Source organism: Actinosynnema sp. NPDC020468 (genome assembly GCF_040642015.1).
Taxonomy (GTDB): domain Bacteria; phylum Actinomycetota; class Actinomycetes; order Mycobacteriales; family Pseudonocardiaceae; genus Actinosynnema.
On the sequence record NZ_JBFAEO010000088.1, the window covers coordinates 1 to 15,498 of the forward strand.

10 protein-coding genes and 1 pseudogene are annotated in these 15,498 nt (G+C 74.0%); all 11 read right to left on the reverse strand.

Annotation, left to right across the window (positions count from 1 at the left end; translation table 11 throughout):
- Positions 1-18: 18 nt before the first annotated feature.
- The gene (locus tag AB0G50_RS35075) at positions 19-588 is read right to left on the reverse strand and encodes a DUF4240 domain-containing protein (RefSeq protein WP_360118131.1); all 570 of its coding nucleotides are present in this window, start codon (positions 586-588) and stop codon (positions 19-21) included.
- 34 nt (positions 589-622) lie between these two features.
- A complete protein-coding gene (locus tag AB0G50_RS35080; protein ID WP_360118134.1) occupies positions 623-1,300 on the reverse strand; it encodes a response regulator transcription factor in 678 nt (225 codons plus the stop codon).
- Positions 1,297-2,391 carry a sensor histidine kinase gene (locus AB0G50_RS35085; protein WP_360118137.1) on the reverse strand — a complete coding sequence of 365 codons (1,095 nt, stop codon included), beginning with the start codon at positions 2,389-2,391 and terminating at the stop codon, positions 1,297-1,299. The genes AB0G50_RS35080 and AB0G50_RS35085 overlap by 4 nt, the downstream gene beginning before the upstream one ends.
- Positions 2,392-2,513: 122 nt before the next feature.
- Entirely contained in the window at positions 2,514-5,861 is a 3,348-nt protein-coding gene (locus tag AB0G50_RS35090) for a serine hydrolase (protein WP_360118140.1), read from the reverse strand.
- 73 nt (positions 5,862-5,934) lie between these two features.
- Positions 5,935-6,879: an ABC transporter ATP-binding protein gene (locus AB0G50_RS35095; protein ID WP_360118143.1), complete on the reverse strand. Its 945-nt coding sequence runs from the start codon at positions 6,877-6,879 to the stop codon at positions 5,935-5,937.
- Entirely contained in the window at positions 6,876-8,801 is a 1,926-nt protein-coding gene (locus AB0G50_RS35100) for a dipeptide/oligopeptide/nickel ABC transporter permease/ATP-binding protein (RefSeq protein ID WP_360118146.1), read from the reverse strand. The genes AB0G50_RS35095 and AB0G50_RS35100 overlap by 4 nt, the downstream gene beginning before the upstream one ends.
- Position 8,802: 1 nt before the next feature.
- Positions 8,803-9,801, reverse strand: a complete 999-nt coding sequence (locus AB0G50_RS35105; RefSeq protein ID WP_360118149.1) for an ABC transporter permease — start codon at positions 9,799-9,801, stop codon at positions 8,803-8,805.
- On the reverse strand, positions 9,798-11,390 hold the full coding sequence (locus AB0G50_RS35110; protein WP_360118152.1) for an ABC transporter substrate-binding protein: 1,593 nt from the start codon (positions 11,388-11,390) through the stop codon (positions 9,798-9,800). The genes AB0G50_RS35105 and AB0G50_RS35110 overlap by 4 nt, the downstream gene beginning before the upstream one ends.
- Positions 11,387-12,310, reverse strand: a complete 924-nt coding sequence (locus AB0G50_RS35115) for a serine hydrolase (RefSeq protein WP_360118155.1) — start codon at positions 12,308-12,310, stop codon at positions 11,387-11,389. Before AB0G50_RS35115 ends, AB0G50_RS35110 begins: the two co-directional genes overlap by 4 nt.
- A complete protein-coding gene (locus tag AB0G50_RS35120; RefSeq protein WP_360118158.1) occupies positions 12,307-13,695 on the reverse strand; it encodes a serine hydrolase domain-containing protein in 1,389 nt (462 codons plus the stop codon). Before AB0G50_RS35120 ends, AB0G50_RS35115 begins: the two co-directional genes overlap by 4 nt.
- Before the next feature lie 236 nt (positions 13,696-13,931).
- A pseudogene (locus AB0G50_RS35125) lies at positions 13,932-15,395 on the reverse strand (helix-turn-helix domain-containing protein); the annotation flags it as partial.
- Between the last annotated feature and the right edge of the window lie 103 nt (positions 15,396-15,498).

A 15,498-nucleotide genomic window follows, 5' to 3' on the forward strand; every position in this document is an offset into this window, starting at 1 on the left:
CGCGCTGCCCCCACCCCGTCACACGCACCGCCCCCCCAGTCCCGGGAGACGGCGGCGCTGTTCCGCGTCGTCCTCCGAGTCCCAGTCGTCCCCCGCCGGCCGGGCGCGCAGTTCCATGGCGCTCACCGCGCCGTCCAGCACCGCGGTGAACGACCCGGTTTCGCCCAGCACCCGCAGGTAGGCGTCCTGCGCCAGGTAGGACAGCGACTCGTAGCCGAGCCAGCCGCGCTCCTCGCGGGCCATCCGCACCACCAGCGGCACCTGCGCGAGGGAGTCCGGATCCGCGACCGCGCGGGTGAACACCTCCCGGCCGAGCAGGATCAGACCGTCGCGGAAGTCCTGGAACCCGTCGTCGCCGCAGCCGCCCTCGATCAGGTACGCGGCCTTCCACAGTGGACCCAGGTAGGCGGTGTCCCGCACCTGGACCAGCCGGACCGCGAAGTCCGCGATGCGGGGCGGCTCCAGGGCGGCCAGCACGTCGACCAGCGCGCCCGGCAACGGGTCGTCCACCGGGTCGCGGTCGTCCGCCCGGTCACCCGCCGCGTCCCGCGCCCGTCCGATCAGGTCCCACCACGTGTCGAGGTCCACGGCCGTGATCCTACGTCGTGCCTCGCGGAGTCCACTATGGACTGTCGCGCTCGCCGCCCGGCGTGACCACGCCGGACTCGTAGGCGATGACGACGGCCTGCGCGCGGCTGCTCAGGTGCAGCTTGGCCATCAGCCGCTTCACGTGTGTCTTCACCGTGGCCTCGCTGAGCACCAGGCGGTGCGCGATCTCCCCGTTGGTCAGCCCGAAGCCGACCAGGCGGAGGATCTCGGTCTCCCGCGCGGTCAGCAGCGACAGCCGCGGCCGCGTGGTGGCGACCCGGTTGCGCTGCGCGTAGGTCTCGATCAGCCGGAGGGTGATCGACGGGGCGAGCAGGATGTCGCCGGCCGCGATCGCGCTCACGGCGGACACGATCCGGTCCGGCGGGGTGTCCTTGAGCAGGAAGCCGGACGCGCCCTCGCCGAGCGCGGTGCAGACGTACTCGGGCAGGTCGAACGTGGTCAGCACGATCACCCGGGGCACCGGGTCGGTCGGGGCGTCCAGGATGCGCCGGGTGGCGGCGATGCCGTCCAGCACGGGCATCCGGATGTCCATCAGCACCACGTCCGGCCGGGTCTGCTCGGCGAGCGCCACGGCCTGCTCGCCGTTCGCCGCCTCGCCCACCACGGTGAAGCCGGGCGTGGCCGTCATCAGCGCGACGAGCCCGGCCCGGATGAGGGGCTGGTCGTCCGCGATCAGCACGCGCGTGGTCACCGGACCCGACCCGTCGGCAGCTCGAGCACCACCCGGAACCCGCCCGGCACCGCGCCCGCGCGCACCGTCCCGCCGTAGAGCTCGGCGCGTTCCCGCATGCCCCGCAGACCGTGCGCGGTGCCGCCGCGCGGTGGTGGCGACGGCGCGTCGCCGGTGTTGGCGACCTCCAGGGTGAGCCGGTGGTCGCGGTGGTGGATCGTCATCGTCACGGCGGCCTTCCCGGCGTGCTTGAGCACGTTGGTCAACGACTCCTGCGCCACGCGGTACGCGCACAGGTCGGGTCCCGGCGGCAGCGGGCGCTCCTCGCCGCGCACCACCACGTCCACCGGCACGCCCGCGAGCCGGGTGCGCTCGACCAGCCGGTCGAGGTCGGCCAACCCCGGTTGGGGCCCGAGCTCGCCCTGGTCCTCCACGCGCAGCACCTGGAGCACCCGGCGCAGCTCGGTCAGCGCCTCGCGGCTGGTGTCGCCGACGGTCGTGATCGCCCGCCGCGCGGTGTCGAGGTCGCTGTCCAGCACGTACCGCGCCACGCCCGCCTGGAGCGACACCACGGACAGGTGGTGGGCCACCACGTCGTGCAGCTCGCGCGCGATGCGGACCCGTTCGTCGGCACGGGCCCGCGCGGCGCGCTCGGCCAGCCGCTCCACCCGGTCGCCCCAGCGCCGGGTGCTCTCGCCCAGCGCCCACGCGCCGAGCAGCACCAGTGCCGACTCCACCAGGTCCCACGGCGCGTACCGCGGCGCCGGCGCGTAGAGCAGCGGCAGCGCCATCGACAGCGACGTCGCCCCGTACACGGCCGCGGCCACCCAGCGCGGTCGCAGCATGGCCACGGTGACCATCGCCACGAGCACGCCCATGCCGCCGTTGGGCGGCAGGCCGTCGTGGGTCAGCGCGTAGGTGTCCACCGCGAGGAGGATCACCGCCGCGGTGACGACGGGCGCGCGTTGGCGCAGGGCGATGGGCGCGGTCGTGAGGGAGCCGAGGAGCACCGCCGCCGCGTCGGCGTGGCCCTGGGACAGGACGGCGCCGATCGTGAGTCCGGTGAACACCACGGCGAGCACCACGTCCACCAGGATCGGGGGAAAGCGCACCGGGCCACGATAGCCGCGCCGGCCGGACCGGGCACCGGTCCGAAGTGGCGGCCGCGCTACCCCCGTGGGGGTACGGGAAAGGGCGGCGGGCCTCGGCCCACCGCCCCTCCCCCGCCGACCGGTCAGGAGACCTTCGGGCTGGCGCGGACGCCCGAGTGCAGGTACTGCTCACCCGTCGGCAGGCTGTAGAAGGTCACCGACAGCCAGCTCTGCGTGCCGGGCGCGCGGAAGGCGTACTGCGTGTCGCTGATGGCGACCAGGTCGAACTCGGTCGTCGTCTCGGGCACCAGCGCGGCGAGCGGGCCGGTGACCGTGTGCCGGATCCGCAGGCCGTTCTCGCCCTGGAACACCTCGGAGCGGAACGACGCCCGCTCGTAGACGCCCAGGTGCCGGCTCGGGTCGACGTCGACGGGCTCGGTCGGCGGCACCAGCGGCTCGGGCAGCGCGACGCCCGCGATCTCGGCGAAGACCTCCCGGTACAGGTCCAGGAAGAAGTCGTGCGTGTTGCCGCCGTTGGTGAGCAGCGTGACCGCGACCCCCTGCTCCGGCAGGATCCGCAGGAACGCGTTCTGCCCGATGGTCGCCCCGTCGTGGCCGTAGAGCCCGCGACCGTCCCAGTCGAACAGGATCCACCCCAGACCCCACGCGTCGCCGATGGCGTGCTTGTCGGGCAGGTCCACCTGCTTCTCGGTCATCGCCGCCGCCGACGCCGCGCCGAGCACGCGCGTGCCGTCCGCCGCCAGACCGCCGGTGAGGTGCAACCGCGCGAACGCCAGCACGTCCTCGGAGGACGCCGTGACGAGACCCGCCGGGCCCGCGGACCGGGCGAGCACCCACACCGGGACCGGCTGCGGCTCCTCGCCGGGCGCGGCGGCGTGACCGACCGCGGCGCGGTGCAGCAGCGCCTCCTCGGGCAGCGTCACGGTGTGCTTGAGGCCCAACGGGGTGAACAGCCGTTCGCGCAGCGCCGCGTCCCACGTCTTGCCGGTGAGCTTCTCGATCACCCGGCCGACGAGGGTGAAACCCGAGTTGCAGTAGGAGAACGTCGCGCCCAGCGGGTGGTTCTGCGCGGCCTCGTCCAGCAGGTCGACGTACTTCTCCAGGCAGTCGTCGCCGCGGCCGGTGTCGGTGAACACGTCGCCGTCGATGCCGCTGGTGTGGGTCAGCAGGTGCCGCAGGGTGACCTGCTTGGCCACGTCCGGGTCGGACAGCCGCAGTTCGGGCAGCACGTCGACGATCGGCGCGTCCAGTTCGACCAGGCCCTCGTCCACCAGCTGCATGGCGACCGTCGTCGTCCACACCTTGGAGATCGAGCCGATCTGGAACAGCGAGTCCTCGGTGACCTCGACGCCGGTGTTCTTGTTCAGCACGCCGTGCGTGGCGCGGACCAGCTCGTCGGGGTTGCCGTCCCGACCCAGCCGCAGGATGCCGAGCGACGCGCCCGGAACCCGGTGCCGCCGGGCCAGCGCCTCCAGCCGGACCTCCCAGTGCTCGGACCGGATCGGCGCGCGCACCGGCTCGCCGGGCACGCCCGCGTGCTGCTCGACCCAGTCGACCACCCGCCGGTTGAAGTCCACCCGGTGCGAGGGCGTGCCGTCCAGGATGAACAGGTGCGACCCGCCGGGGTAGAGCACCAGGCTCGTCGGCACGTCGCGCTCGCGCAGCGCGGTGAACCACTGCTCGGCCTGGCCGACCGGGCACCGGACGTCGTCCGCGCCCTGGACCACCAGCGTCGGCGTGCGCACGTCGTGGACCCGGCTGAACGGCGAGAGCGCCGCGTAGTGCTCGCGGTCGGCCCACGGCGCGCCGCCCAGCTCGACGTCGGCCAGGAAGTGACCCGCGTCGGACGTGCCGGCCACGCTCGTCAGGTCGCTGACCACACCGCCCGCGACGGCGGCGGCGAACCGGGTGTCGCGGCTGGTCAGGTAGCAGGTCATGAACCCGCCGTAGCTGTAGCCCGCGACCGCGAGCCGACGCTCGTCCGCCACGCCCTCGGCCACGAGCCGGTCCAGCGGCTCCAGGAAGTCGTTCGCGTCGGCGACACCCCACGCGCCCATCGCGGCGGTGAAGAAGGCCTCGCCGTAGCCGTCGCTCGCGCGCGGGTTGAGCAGCAGCACGGCCCAGCCGCGCGCGACCAGCTCCTGGTGGTAGAAGTGCACCGCGTCGGCGGAGCCGTTCCACGCGTTGTGCGGGCCGCCGTGGATGTCCAGCAGCAGCGGCAGCGGGCCGGTGCGGTCGGGGTCGCGCAGCAGCCAGCCGTGCACCACCGTGCCGTCGGACACGGTGAACTCGCGCTCCTCGTGGGCGAACAGCGCGACGTCGGCGACCTTCGCGCCGTGGTCGGTGCGCACGTCGACCGCGCCGTCGGCCAGGTCGACGGTGGCGATCTCGCCGTAGGAGGTGGCGGTGCCCAGCACGACCACCGCCGCGTGCCCGACGACCGCGAGGCCCGCCACGTTGTCGCCCGCGCCGCCGAGCACGTGCCTCGGGACGCCGCCGTCGACGTCGACCGCGTAGAGGTGCGTGCAGCCGCGGTCGCGGACGCAGAACAGGACCGTGCGGCCGTCGCCGGTCAACCGCGGCGACGCGCCCGGGTAGCCGGGTCCGCCGGCCATCACGTTGCGGTCCAGGGAGCCCGCCAGGTCGACGGTGTCGCCGCCGTCCAGCGGCACGCGCAGGAGCCGGGCGTGGCCGGTCGCGGGCTTGAGCGTGCCGACGACGAGCAGCGCCGTGCCGTCGGCCGTCCAGGTCACCGCGCCGGCCGAGCCGGAACCGGACCCGACGAGCCGCGGCCGCGCGCCGTTCTCGGCGTGGTCGAGCACGTAGGCGCCGGAGCGGAAGGTGAGGTCGGCGTCGTCGTCCACCCCGGCGGAGAACGCCAGCAGCGCGCCGTCGGGCGACCACGCGGGGTCGCTCGCGTGCCAGTCGCCGGAGGTCACCTGGCGCACCTCGCCGGTGTCGACCTCGAGCACGTGCAGGTGGGCGCGGACGGTGCCGAGCACACCCGCGCCGTCGGCCTTGAAGTCGACCCGGTCGGTGACCACGGGCGCGGTGGGTCGGGACGCGGCGCCCGCGCGGGCGGCCTGGTCGACCGGCGCGGTGAACGCGATCCGCGCGCCGTCCGGGCTCCACACCGGTGAGCCCGCGCCGAGCGGGAGGGTGGTGACCTGCTCGGGCTCGCCGCCGGTCGCGGGCAGCAGCCACACCTGGGCCGGGCCGTCCTGGGCGCGCAGGAACGCGATCTTCGCGCCGTCCGGGGACCAGGCGGGCGCGACGTCGGCGGTGCCGCGGGTCAACCGGGTCGCCCCGCCACCGGCGGTGGCCACCCGCCACAGGCTCCGGGTGTCGCGGTCCGCGGCGCGGTCGGCGGCGCGCACCACGTAGACGACTTGGTCGCCGTCCGGTGACAGCGACGGCTGTGCCGGGAACTCGAGGTCGTACAGGTCGTCGGTCTTCAGACGTCGGGTCATGGCGGTCTCCTCGTGACGCGGGGTGGGAGGCGGAGGGCGTGCGGAGGCCTCGTGGCGGTGCGGTCGGGTGTGGTCAGGCGCGGCCGGCGAAGTGGCAGGCCGCCTCGTGGTGCCGGCGCGCGGCGTCCGCGGCCGGGTCGGTGTCGACGCACACGGTGCGGTCGCGGTGCACGAGCGGGCCGATGGGGCAGCGCGGGTGGTAGCGGCAGCCGGTGGGCGGGTGGTGGGGGTCGGGTGGCTCGGTGTCGCCCAGGCCGTCGCCGCTCACGTCGGCGAGCAGGTCGCGGTGCGCGGAGGGCGCGGCGGCCAGCAGGTCGCGGGTGTAGGGGTGGCGGGGGTCGGTGAGGACCTGCTCGGCCGGTCCGGCCTCCACCACGCGGCCGAGGTACATCACCGCGACGATGTCGCTCAGGTACCGCACCACGGCCAGGTTGTGCGAGATGAACAGCATCGACAGCGAAAGCCGGCGCTGCACCTCGCGGACCAGGTTGAGCACCGCGCCCTGCACGGACACGTCCAGCGCCGAGGTGATCTCGTCCGCGATGATCACCTTCGGCTGCCCGGCGAGCGCCCGCGCCAGCGCGATCCGCTGCCGCTGGCCGCCGGAGAGCTGCCCCGGCAGCTGGTCCGCGCGGTCCGGGCCGAGGTTGACCAGCTCGAGCAGCCGGGCCACCTCCGCGCGCCGGGCCGCGGCGTCGGGGAACGCGCCGGGCGGCATCGCCTCGGTGATCGACTCGCCCAGGCGCATCCGCGGGTCGAGCGACGAGTACGGGTCCTGGAACACCATCTGCAACGGTTTGCGCCGCGGCAGCCGACGCACGTCCACCCCGTCCAGCAGCACCCGGCCGGAGGTGACCGGCGACAACCCGACGGCGGCCCGGGCCAGCGTCGACTTGCCCGAGCCCGACTCGCCGACCAGACCGACGACCTGTCCGGAGGGGACGGTGAGGCGCACCCCGTCGACGGCGGTCAACCGGCCGTAGCGGACGCTCACGTCCTCGAACACCAACTCGCTCATGCGGCGCCTCCGGCGGTCACGGTCTCGCGCGGTTCGGGGGTCGGGTCGGCGGCGGGGTGCCAGCACGCGACCCGGTGGGTGCGGTCGAGTTCCTCGAGCACCGGGTCCTCCTCGCGGCAGCGGTCGGTGGCGAACCGGCACCGGTCGGCGAAGGCGCACCCCTCGGGCACCTGGTCCGGTTCCGGCGGCCGGCCCGGGATCACCGTCAGCGGCGAGTCGCGGTCGGTCTCCAGGTCGACGGTCGTCGCCAGCAGCGCCCGGGTGTACGGGTGTCGCGCCGCGCCCGGCAGCGCGGCCGTCGGCAGGTCCTCGACCACCCGCCCGGCGTACATCACGAGCATCCGCTCGCAGGTGCCCGCGACCACCGCGATGTCGTGGCTGATCAACAGGATCGCCGCGCCCTCCTCGGCTCGGGTTTTCGCGAGCAGCCGCAACACCTGCCGCTGCACGGTGACGTCGAGCGCGGTGGTCGGCTCGTCGGCCACGATCAGCTTCGGCCGGCCCATCAGGCCCATCCCGATCATGGCCCGCTGCCGCATGCCGCCGGAGAACTCGTGCGGGTACTGCCTGGCCCGACGGGCCGCGGCCGGCACCCGCACCGCGGTCAACCGGTCCACCGCGCGGGCGAACGCCTTCGAGCGGCTCAACCCGTGGTGCTGCTCGGACACCTCGGCCAACTGCCGCCCGACGCGCCGGGTCGGGTTGAACGAGGTCATCGGGTCCTGGAACACCATCGCGAGCGACGTGCCGAGCAGGCCGCGCACCGCCCGGTCCGAAGAGGTGAGCAGCGGCGTGCCGGCGAACTCGAGCCGGTCCGCGGTCACCACGCCGGGCGCCTCGACCAGCCGGGACACGGCCAGCGCGGTGAGGCTCTTGCCGGAGCCGGACTCGCCGACCACGCCGACCGCCTCGCCCGACCGCACGCTGAAGCTGACCCCGCGCACCGGCGTGGTCCACCCGCTGGGGCGCGGGAAGGACACCCGGAGGTTGTCCACCACCAGCACCGCGTCGGCGGCGGGCACCAGGGGCGCATCCACCCGCGGCTCGTGCGCGGGCGGGGTGCGCAGTCGGGACCACGGCGTGCGGACGCCGACCACGGAGGCCACCGTCTCGCCGACCATGTTCAGCGCCAACCCGGCCAGCACGACCGCGAGACCGGGCGCGAGCGCCGCCGCCGGGTTGAGGTAGATGCCGTCCAGGCCCTCGCGCAGCAGCCGTCCCCAGTCGTACTCCGGCGCCTGCACGCCGATGCCGAGGAACGACAGGCCGGCGAACGCCAGCAGCGAGGCGCCGGCGCCGACGGTCGCGTTGACCACCAGCGGTTCGCCGATGTTGGGCAGCAGGTGCCGGGTGAGCAGCCGCACCCGGCCGACGCCCGCGACCCGGGCCGCGGCCACGAAGTCGCGGCCCATCACCGAGGCGGCCAGGGTTTGCACCAGGCGGGCGAACGAGGGCGCCATGGCGAACGCGATCGCCAGCACCGCGCCGTGCGTGCCGACGCCGAAGATCACCGCGAAGAACAGCGCCAGCAGCAGTCCGGGGAACGCCACCGCGATGTTCACCGCCGACACCACCAGCCGGGCCGCCCACCGCGGCAGCACGGACGGCAGCACGCCCAGCACGATCCCGGTGCCGACGCCGATCGCGGTGGCGAGCACCGCCAGCGCCATGGACAGCCTGGTCGCCACCAGCACCCGGACGAGGATGTCCCGCCCGAGCGCGTCGGTGCCGAACAGGTGGGCGCCGGACGGGCCCTGGCCGATGGCGTCCGTGTCGATCGCGGAGGCCCTGTCACCCCACAGGACCGGCCCGAACAGCGCCAGTCCCACCACGATCGCCAGCAGCACGACCGAGCACACGCCCAGCGGGGTGCGCACGGCGGCCGACCAGATCGACCCGCGACGTCGCGCGTTCGTGGTCATCTCAACCCTCCCGGATGGTCGAACGCGGGTCGAGCAGCGCGAGCAGCACGTCGACCAGCAGGTTCACCAACAGCACGCCGACGCCGTAGACCAGCACGATCCCCTGCACCAGCGGGTAATCCTTGGCCAGGATCGACTGCACGATCGACGATCCGAGGCCGGGCCACGCGAACACGTTCTCCACCAGCACGGTGCCCGCGACCAGGCCGGTCAGCAGCAGACCGCCCAGGGTGAGCGTCGCGGTCAGCGCGTTCGGCAGCGCGTGCCGGGCGTAGACCAGCCGCGCGGGCAACCGCTTGGCCCGCGCGGTGCGGACGAAGTCGTTGCCCAGCACGGCGAGCATCTCCACCCGGACGATGCGCGAGAGCACCGCGGCCGGGCCGACGGCGAGCGCGGCGACCGGGAGCACGTACGCGCTCAGGTCGTCGCTGCCCGCCACCGGGAACCAGCCGAGGGTCACCGCGAACAGCGACACCAGGCCGACCGCCACCAGGAACTCCGGGATGGTGGCCAGCACGACGCTCACCGAGGTGAACGCCAGTTCGCCCGCCCGCCGCCGACCGCCCCGGGTGAGCACCGCGAACAGCACCCCGACCGGGATGGCCACCGCGATCGTGACCAGGAACGCGGGCAGCGCGAGCTGGAGCGTGCCGGGCAGCCGGTCCCCGATCACCTCGGAGACCGGCTGCCCGCTCGTCATCGAGGTGCCGAAGTCACCCGTGAGCAGGCCGCGCAGGTAGTGCAGGTATTGAGTCCACAGTGGACCGTCGAGCCCGAGCGACCGCCGCTTCGCCTCCACCAGCTCGGCCGAGGCGTTCAGGCCGAGCGAGGCCCGCACCGGGTCGCCGGGCACCAGGTGGATCATCAGGAACGCCGTGGTGACGAGCACCCACAGCGACACGGCGAACCGGCCGAGTCGCCGCCAGGCGAACGTCAGCCAGGGCCCGCCGCGCAGCCGCGGCACCCTCGGCGCGGCGGGAGCCGCGGTCGCCGCCGTCACTTCGCGTACATCCGGATCGAGCTGGGCGTGATGCTCGCCTGGCTGAGGGAGAACTTCGCGGCGCTGCCGAACACCGGGACGGTGGAGTCGATGTAGGGCACCACGTCGACCCGCTTGAACAGCTCCTTCTCGGCGGCGGCCCAGGTCGCGCAGCTGGCTTCGCCGGCCAGCGCCGCGGCTTCCTTCGCGGTCTTCTCGTAGGCCGGGTTCGCGACGGACGGGAAGTTCTGCCCGTTCGGCGCGGCGGGACCGGACACGAAGGGCACCGCCTGGCTCGGCAGCGTCAACCCGATCGGGGTGAGCGAGACGTCCCAGTCGCCGGTGACGAACAGCACCTGGTTGATGCCCGTGCTGTCCACCCCGTTGAGCGTGACCTCGGCGCCGATCTCCTTCCACTGCTGCTGGAACAGCTCGGCGGTGGCGGGCATGGTCGAGCTGACGTAGGAGGCGTACACGGTGGAGAGCGTGAGCCTCTTGCCGTCCTTGACCCGGATGCCGTCCGCGCCCGGCTTCCAGCCCAGGCCGTCCAAAGTGGACTTGGCGGCGGCCGTGTCGAACTTCGGCGTGTTGCCGGCGACGGTGTCGCCCGAGCACGCCATGGGCTCGGTGGTGACCAGGCCGGTGGACGGCTTGCCGTTGCCGGCGGTCAGCACCTTGCCGATCCGGTCCAGGTCCAGCGCCTGGACCAGCGCCCGGCGGGTCGACTCGTCCTTGCCGACCCGGCCTTCCGCCTGGTTGAAGAACATCTCGCCCATCGCGGCCCGGAAGTCGGCGTGGAACAGCTGCTTGGCCTCCAGCCGCTGGCGGTCCGGCCCGGTGACCGTGGCGGCGTTCAGCTCGCCGGAGAGCAGCAGGTTCGCCGCGGTGGTGGAGTTCGGGACCACCCGCAGGACGACCTTGTCCGGCAGGCCGCGCTCGTCGCTCTTGACCTCGCCGGGCGCCCACTTGTAGTCCTTGCGGCGTTCCAGCGTGTAGTGGTCGTTGGACACCGACTCGGTGAGCGTGAACATGCCGGTGCCCGCGCCGCCCTTGGCGATCAGCGCGCGGTCCTTGAGCCCGCTGCCGCACACGATGGCCATGCTGCCGATGTTGCGCAGCAGGAACGCGTCCGGCGCGCCCGAGGTGACGGTGACCGCGCGGGTCGCCTCGTCCGCCTTCGCGGTGGTGCCGGCCTGGACCAGCAGCCCGACGAGCGTCGACCGGTTCGCCGGGTTGCCCACGAAGTTGATGTTCTCCGCGACGTCGGTCGCGGTGAGCGGCGCGCCGTCGGCGCAGGTGATGCCCTCGCGCAGGGTGAACGTCGCGGTGGTGGTCGACGCCTCCCACTTCTCCGCGAGGCCGCGCACGGGTTTGCCGTCGTCGGCCAGGCCCAGCAGCGTGTCGTAGAGGAACCGGTCGACCTGGTTGGTCACCGACAGCACCGTCAGGTGCGGGTCGAGGTTGCCCGGGTCCGAGCCGATGCCGAAGCTGAAGGTCCGGCCGTCGACCGGGTCCCCGCCCGCCGCGGCGCCCGACCCCGATCCTCCGCAGGCGCTCGCCACCAGGGCGACCGCGCCGACGAGGGCCACCGCCGTCCGTGTGTTCGTCATGGGGTTTCCTTCCGTTCCAACGCTTCGGGGGTGAGGGCGCGCAGGTGGTCGACGGCCAGGCGCGCGGTCCGGCCGATCGAGGCGTCCACCTCGGGGAGGCGCTCCTCCAGGGAGTGCGCGAGGGTGAAGACGGCGACCGCGAAGCGGCGACCGTCCGGGTAGGACACGACGCCGGCTTCGTTGCGGGCCGCGGGGAGCGTCCCGGTCTTGGCCGCGATCCGGACGCCCGAGGGGAACCCGGAGGACAGTCGGTGCGGCCAGACCTGGCGGGCCATGATGGCGCGAACCCGTTCGCACGCCTCGGGTTCCGCCGCCCGGTCGGTCCAGATGGCGTCCAGCAGCCGCGTGGTCTCGCGCGGCGTCGAGGACGTGGTGCGCTCGGGGTCGAGCACGGACAGCTTCCACAGCTGCTCCGGTGTCGCCGAACCCAGCACGGCCTCGAAGTCGTCGTCCGGGCCCGCGCCCAGGTCCGCGAGCACCGACGCGGTCAGGTCCTCGCAGCAGCCCAGGATCCGGGTCCGGGTCAGGCCGAGGTCGGCGAGCACCCGGTCTACGGCCGCCTGGCCGACGCGGTGGAACAGCACGTCGGTCGCCGCGTTGTCGCTCACGGTCAGCATTTGCAGCGCGACGTCGCGCCAGCTCAGCTCGACGTCGTCGGCGAACCCGGCCGTGCCGATGCCGCCGATCCGGTAGCGCGCGCCGACGGTAGTGCGCCCGGTCTCGTCCAGCCGGCCCGCCACGACCTCGCGGGCGTAGGCGACCGCCACCGGGATCTTGAACACCGACGCGAGCACCACCGGGTCGTCCGCGCCGACCGCGACCTCCGGCGCGTCGGCGACCCCGATCTCCCGCGCGTGCAGGAAACCCCGGGCTCCGGCGGCGGCGAACACCTCGCCGATCCGGTCCTCCACCGCCGTCACGGCTCCACCCGCCGGTCGGCGCGGCCGGTGTGCAGGAACCGCGCGCGGCCGGTGCCGTCGTCGCCGACGAACGCGTGGGCCATGTGCATCCCGTTGAACGGCTCGACCGCGATCAGCGTGTCCTCGCCGTGCGCGACGAGTTCGATCCGGTCGTCCAGGCCCTTCAGGTCGGCGAAGACGCCCTTCGGCGTGCGCCGCAACCAGATTCGGCCGTCCTCGTCCTGGGTGACCACGCTGGTGATCGCGGCGGAGCTGTACTCGCCCACGTACCGCGACGCGTCGACCGGCTCGGCGGCCGGGTTCGGCACCGCGGCGGGCGGCACGCCCAGGCCCGCGAGGTCGCCGAACGCCCGGGCGAAGATCTCGTGGTACAGCGCGAGCGGGTCGCCGCCGTTGGTCAGCACGGCCACCGCCACGTCGTGCTCCGGCGCGATGCGGAAGAACGCCGTCTGACCGAGCGTGCCGCCGTCGTGACCGACCGCGGTGCCGCCCTCCCAGTGGTCGATGGCCCAGCCGAGGCCCCACGCGTCGGCGAACCCGCCCAGGTCCGGCACCTCCGTCTGCGGTTCCCGCATCAGCCGGGCGCTCGCGGCGGACAGCACGGTGACGCCGTCGGGCCCCTCGCCGTCCCGGAGGTGCATCCGGCCGAACTCGACCAGGTCGCGCGGGCGCATCGCGAGCATCGAGCCGGCGGGCGCGTTGGACGGGGTGAGCGCCCACGCGTGCGCGGTTTCCGGCGCGGCGCCCGGTTCCGGCCGGAGGTGACCCGCCGCGGCGCGGAACAGGATCGCCTCGTACGGGCTCGGCGCGGCGTGCGCGAGACCGAGCGGCGCGAACAGGTGCTCCTGGAGGCAGCGGCCGTAGTCCTTGTCCCGCAGCACTTCCACGATCCGGCCGAGCACGCAGAACGCGGCGTTGTTGTAGGAGAACATCTCGCCCGGCGCGAACAGCTGCGGCACGTCCGCGAGGGTGTCGACGAACTTGGCGACGGCGTCCTCACCGCGACCGGTGTCGGTGAAGTAGTCGCCCTCGAACCCGGCCTGGTGGCACATCAGCTGCCGCACGGTGATCGCCGCGGCGGCCTCCTCGTCGGCGAGCGCGAACGTCGGCAGGTAGACGCGGACCGCGGCGTCGAGGTCCAGCAGGCCCTCGTCCACGAGCTGCATCGCGAGGGTGGTCGTCCAGACCTTGGTGATGGAGCCGATCTGGAACACGGAGTCCACGTCGGCCTCGACACCGGTGGCCCGGTTCAGCACGCCGGCCGCGAAGGTGAAGTACTCCCCCTTGGCGTAGACGGCGACCGACGCCGCCGGCACGTCGTTCTCGGCCAGCAGGTCGGGAAGGCGGCGCTCGATCCAGCCGCCGAGCTCGTGCAGTGTCGACATGGTTGCCTCTCGTCCGACGACGGGGGTGGGCCGGCGGTGCCGGCGGGTGCTCGGGGTGACCCGTACGAGTCCGTTGTGGATGGTGCGGCCGGCCTGCGGAGCGCGGGGGTGGTGCGCGGCCGGTCGAGCGAATCGATGTCCCAGTGTGAACACCCGGCGAACGGAGGAGTTCGTGCGTCGCCACGAACCTTCGGCGGATTTTCCGGTCGGGGACACCACCTCCGCGCACCGCCGGGTCAGGCGTGGTCCTCGACGGCAGGCGCCGCGGCCGGCGGGTCGAGCGCCGAGCGCGGCAGCAGCCGCAGTTGCAGCATCGCGGCGAACCGCTGGCCGGGGTCGTCCAGGTCGATCGCGCCGACCTCGGCGAGCCGGCGCAGCCGGTACCGGAAGGTGTTGGGGTGCACGAAGGCCATCGCGGACGCGGCGACCACGTCACCGAAGGCGTCGAGCCAGCAGCGCAGGGTGTGCACGAGCTGGGACTGGTGGCGGGTGTCGTAGTCGAGCAGGCGGGACACCGGTCCGACCGCGACGTCACCGCGCGCGGCGGCGAGGTCGGCCAGTTCCAGCATCAGCGCGTCGACGTGGACGTCCTCCACCGCGGCCACCCGACGGGATCCTCCGTTGGTGAGCAGCACCCGCAACGCGCGGTCGGCGCCGTCGCGGGACCGGCGCAACCCCGTGCCGTCGAGCGCGGGCGGTCCGATGCCGATCGCCGCGGCGACCCTCCTCCCGGTGCGCTCCAGGAAGGTGGTGGCGATGCGGGCCGACCGCTCGGCGCACTCGGCCTGGTTGCCCGACATCGGCACGATGCCGTACGCGACGTCGCCGACGAGCGCGACGGCCGACCGCGGCTGCACCGCGCTCAGGTGCATGGCCAGCGCGTCCGCGATCCGCTGGCGGTCCGAGACCCGCCGCGCGTCGTCCTCGGGCGCGGAACCCGGCGGGTCGGCGAGTCCCATGGCGAACACGATGGCGGGTTGGCCGAGCAGACCGAGCCGCGCGATCGCCTCGGTCGCGCCCGTTCCGCCCTCCAGCGCGGTGCCGACCAGGTCGGCGCGCAACCGGCGTTCGACGTCCGCGCCCGCGCGCAGCCGGAGCAGGTGCAGCGCCACCACCTTGGTCGCGTCGACCAGCGCCTGCGTGCGCTCCTCGCTGAGCGGACCGCGCACGGCCGCCCAGATCGAGCCCAGCACCTCGTCGCCCGCGCGGACCGCGATGGCCACCCGCGCCAGGCGCATCTCGAAGTCCTGCGAGTCCGGGTCGAGGTACACCGGCAGGTGCTCGCGGTAGAGCTGCTCGAACACGCCGTTGCGCTCCAGGTCGCGGGTCAGCCGCTCGGGCACCTGGCGGCCGAGGATCGTCTCCACGCGTGGCGGATCGGCCTCGTCCTGGCGGCCGGAGAAGGCGAGCACCCGGGACGCCCGGTCCTCGATGGTCACCGGCGCGTCCAGCAGCGCGGCCACCGCGTTGGCGAGGGCGAACAGGTCGCCGGACGGCAGGCCGCCGAGCGTTTCCGGTGACACGTCGCCGAAGTCGTCCTCGGCGAGCAGCGTCCGGAGCATGGCCGCGACCTGCGCCCAGGACGCGCCGGCGGCCAGGCCGAGCAGCGCGACGCCGGACCGGTCGGCGGCGTGCCGGATGTCCGGGCTGTCCGCGACCGGCATCCGCACCACGAGCGCCGCCGCGCCTCGCGCGCCGAGTCCGTGCAGGCAAGGCCGCCACCGCCTCGTACGACCACTACAGCGGCAAGATCGCGCCCAAGGTCGGTGAGCTGGCCGACGGCATCCAGGGTGCCGCCGACCT

Coding starts and splice junctions, on each gene's coding strand:
- AB0G50_RS35090 (WP_360118140.1), bottom strand. CDS start 5,861: ATGACCCGACGTCTGAAGACCGACGACCTGTACGACCTCGAGTTCCCG.
- AB0G50_RS35095 (WP_360118143.1), bottom strand. CDS start 6,879: ATGAGCGAGTTGGTGTTCGAGGACGTGAGCGTCCGCTACGGCCGGTTG.
- AB0G50_RS35100 (WP_360118146.1), bottom strand. CDS start 8,801: ATGACCACGAACGCGCGACGTCGCGGGTCGATCTGGTCGGCCGCCGTG.
- AB0G50_RS35110 (WP_360118152.1), bottom strand. CDS start 11,390: ATGACGAACACACGGACGGCGGTGGCCCTCGTCGGCGCGGTCGCCCTG.
- AB0G50_RS35120 (WP_360118158.1), bottom strand. CDS start 13,695: ATGTCGACACTGCACGAGCTCGGCGGCTGGATCGAGCGCCGCCTTCCC.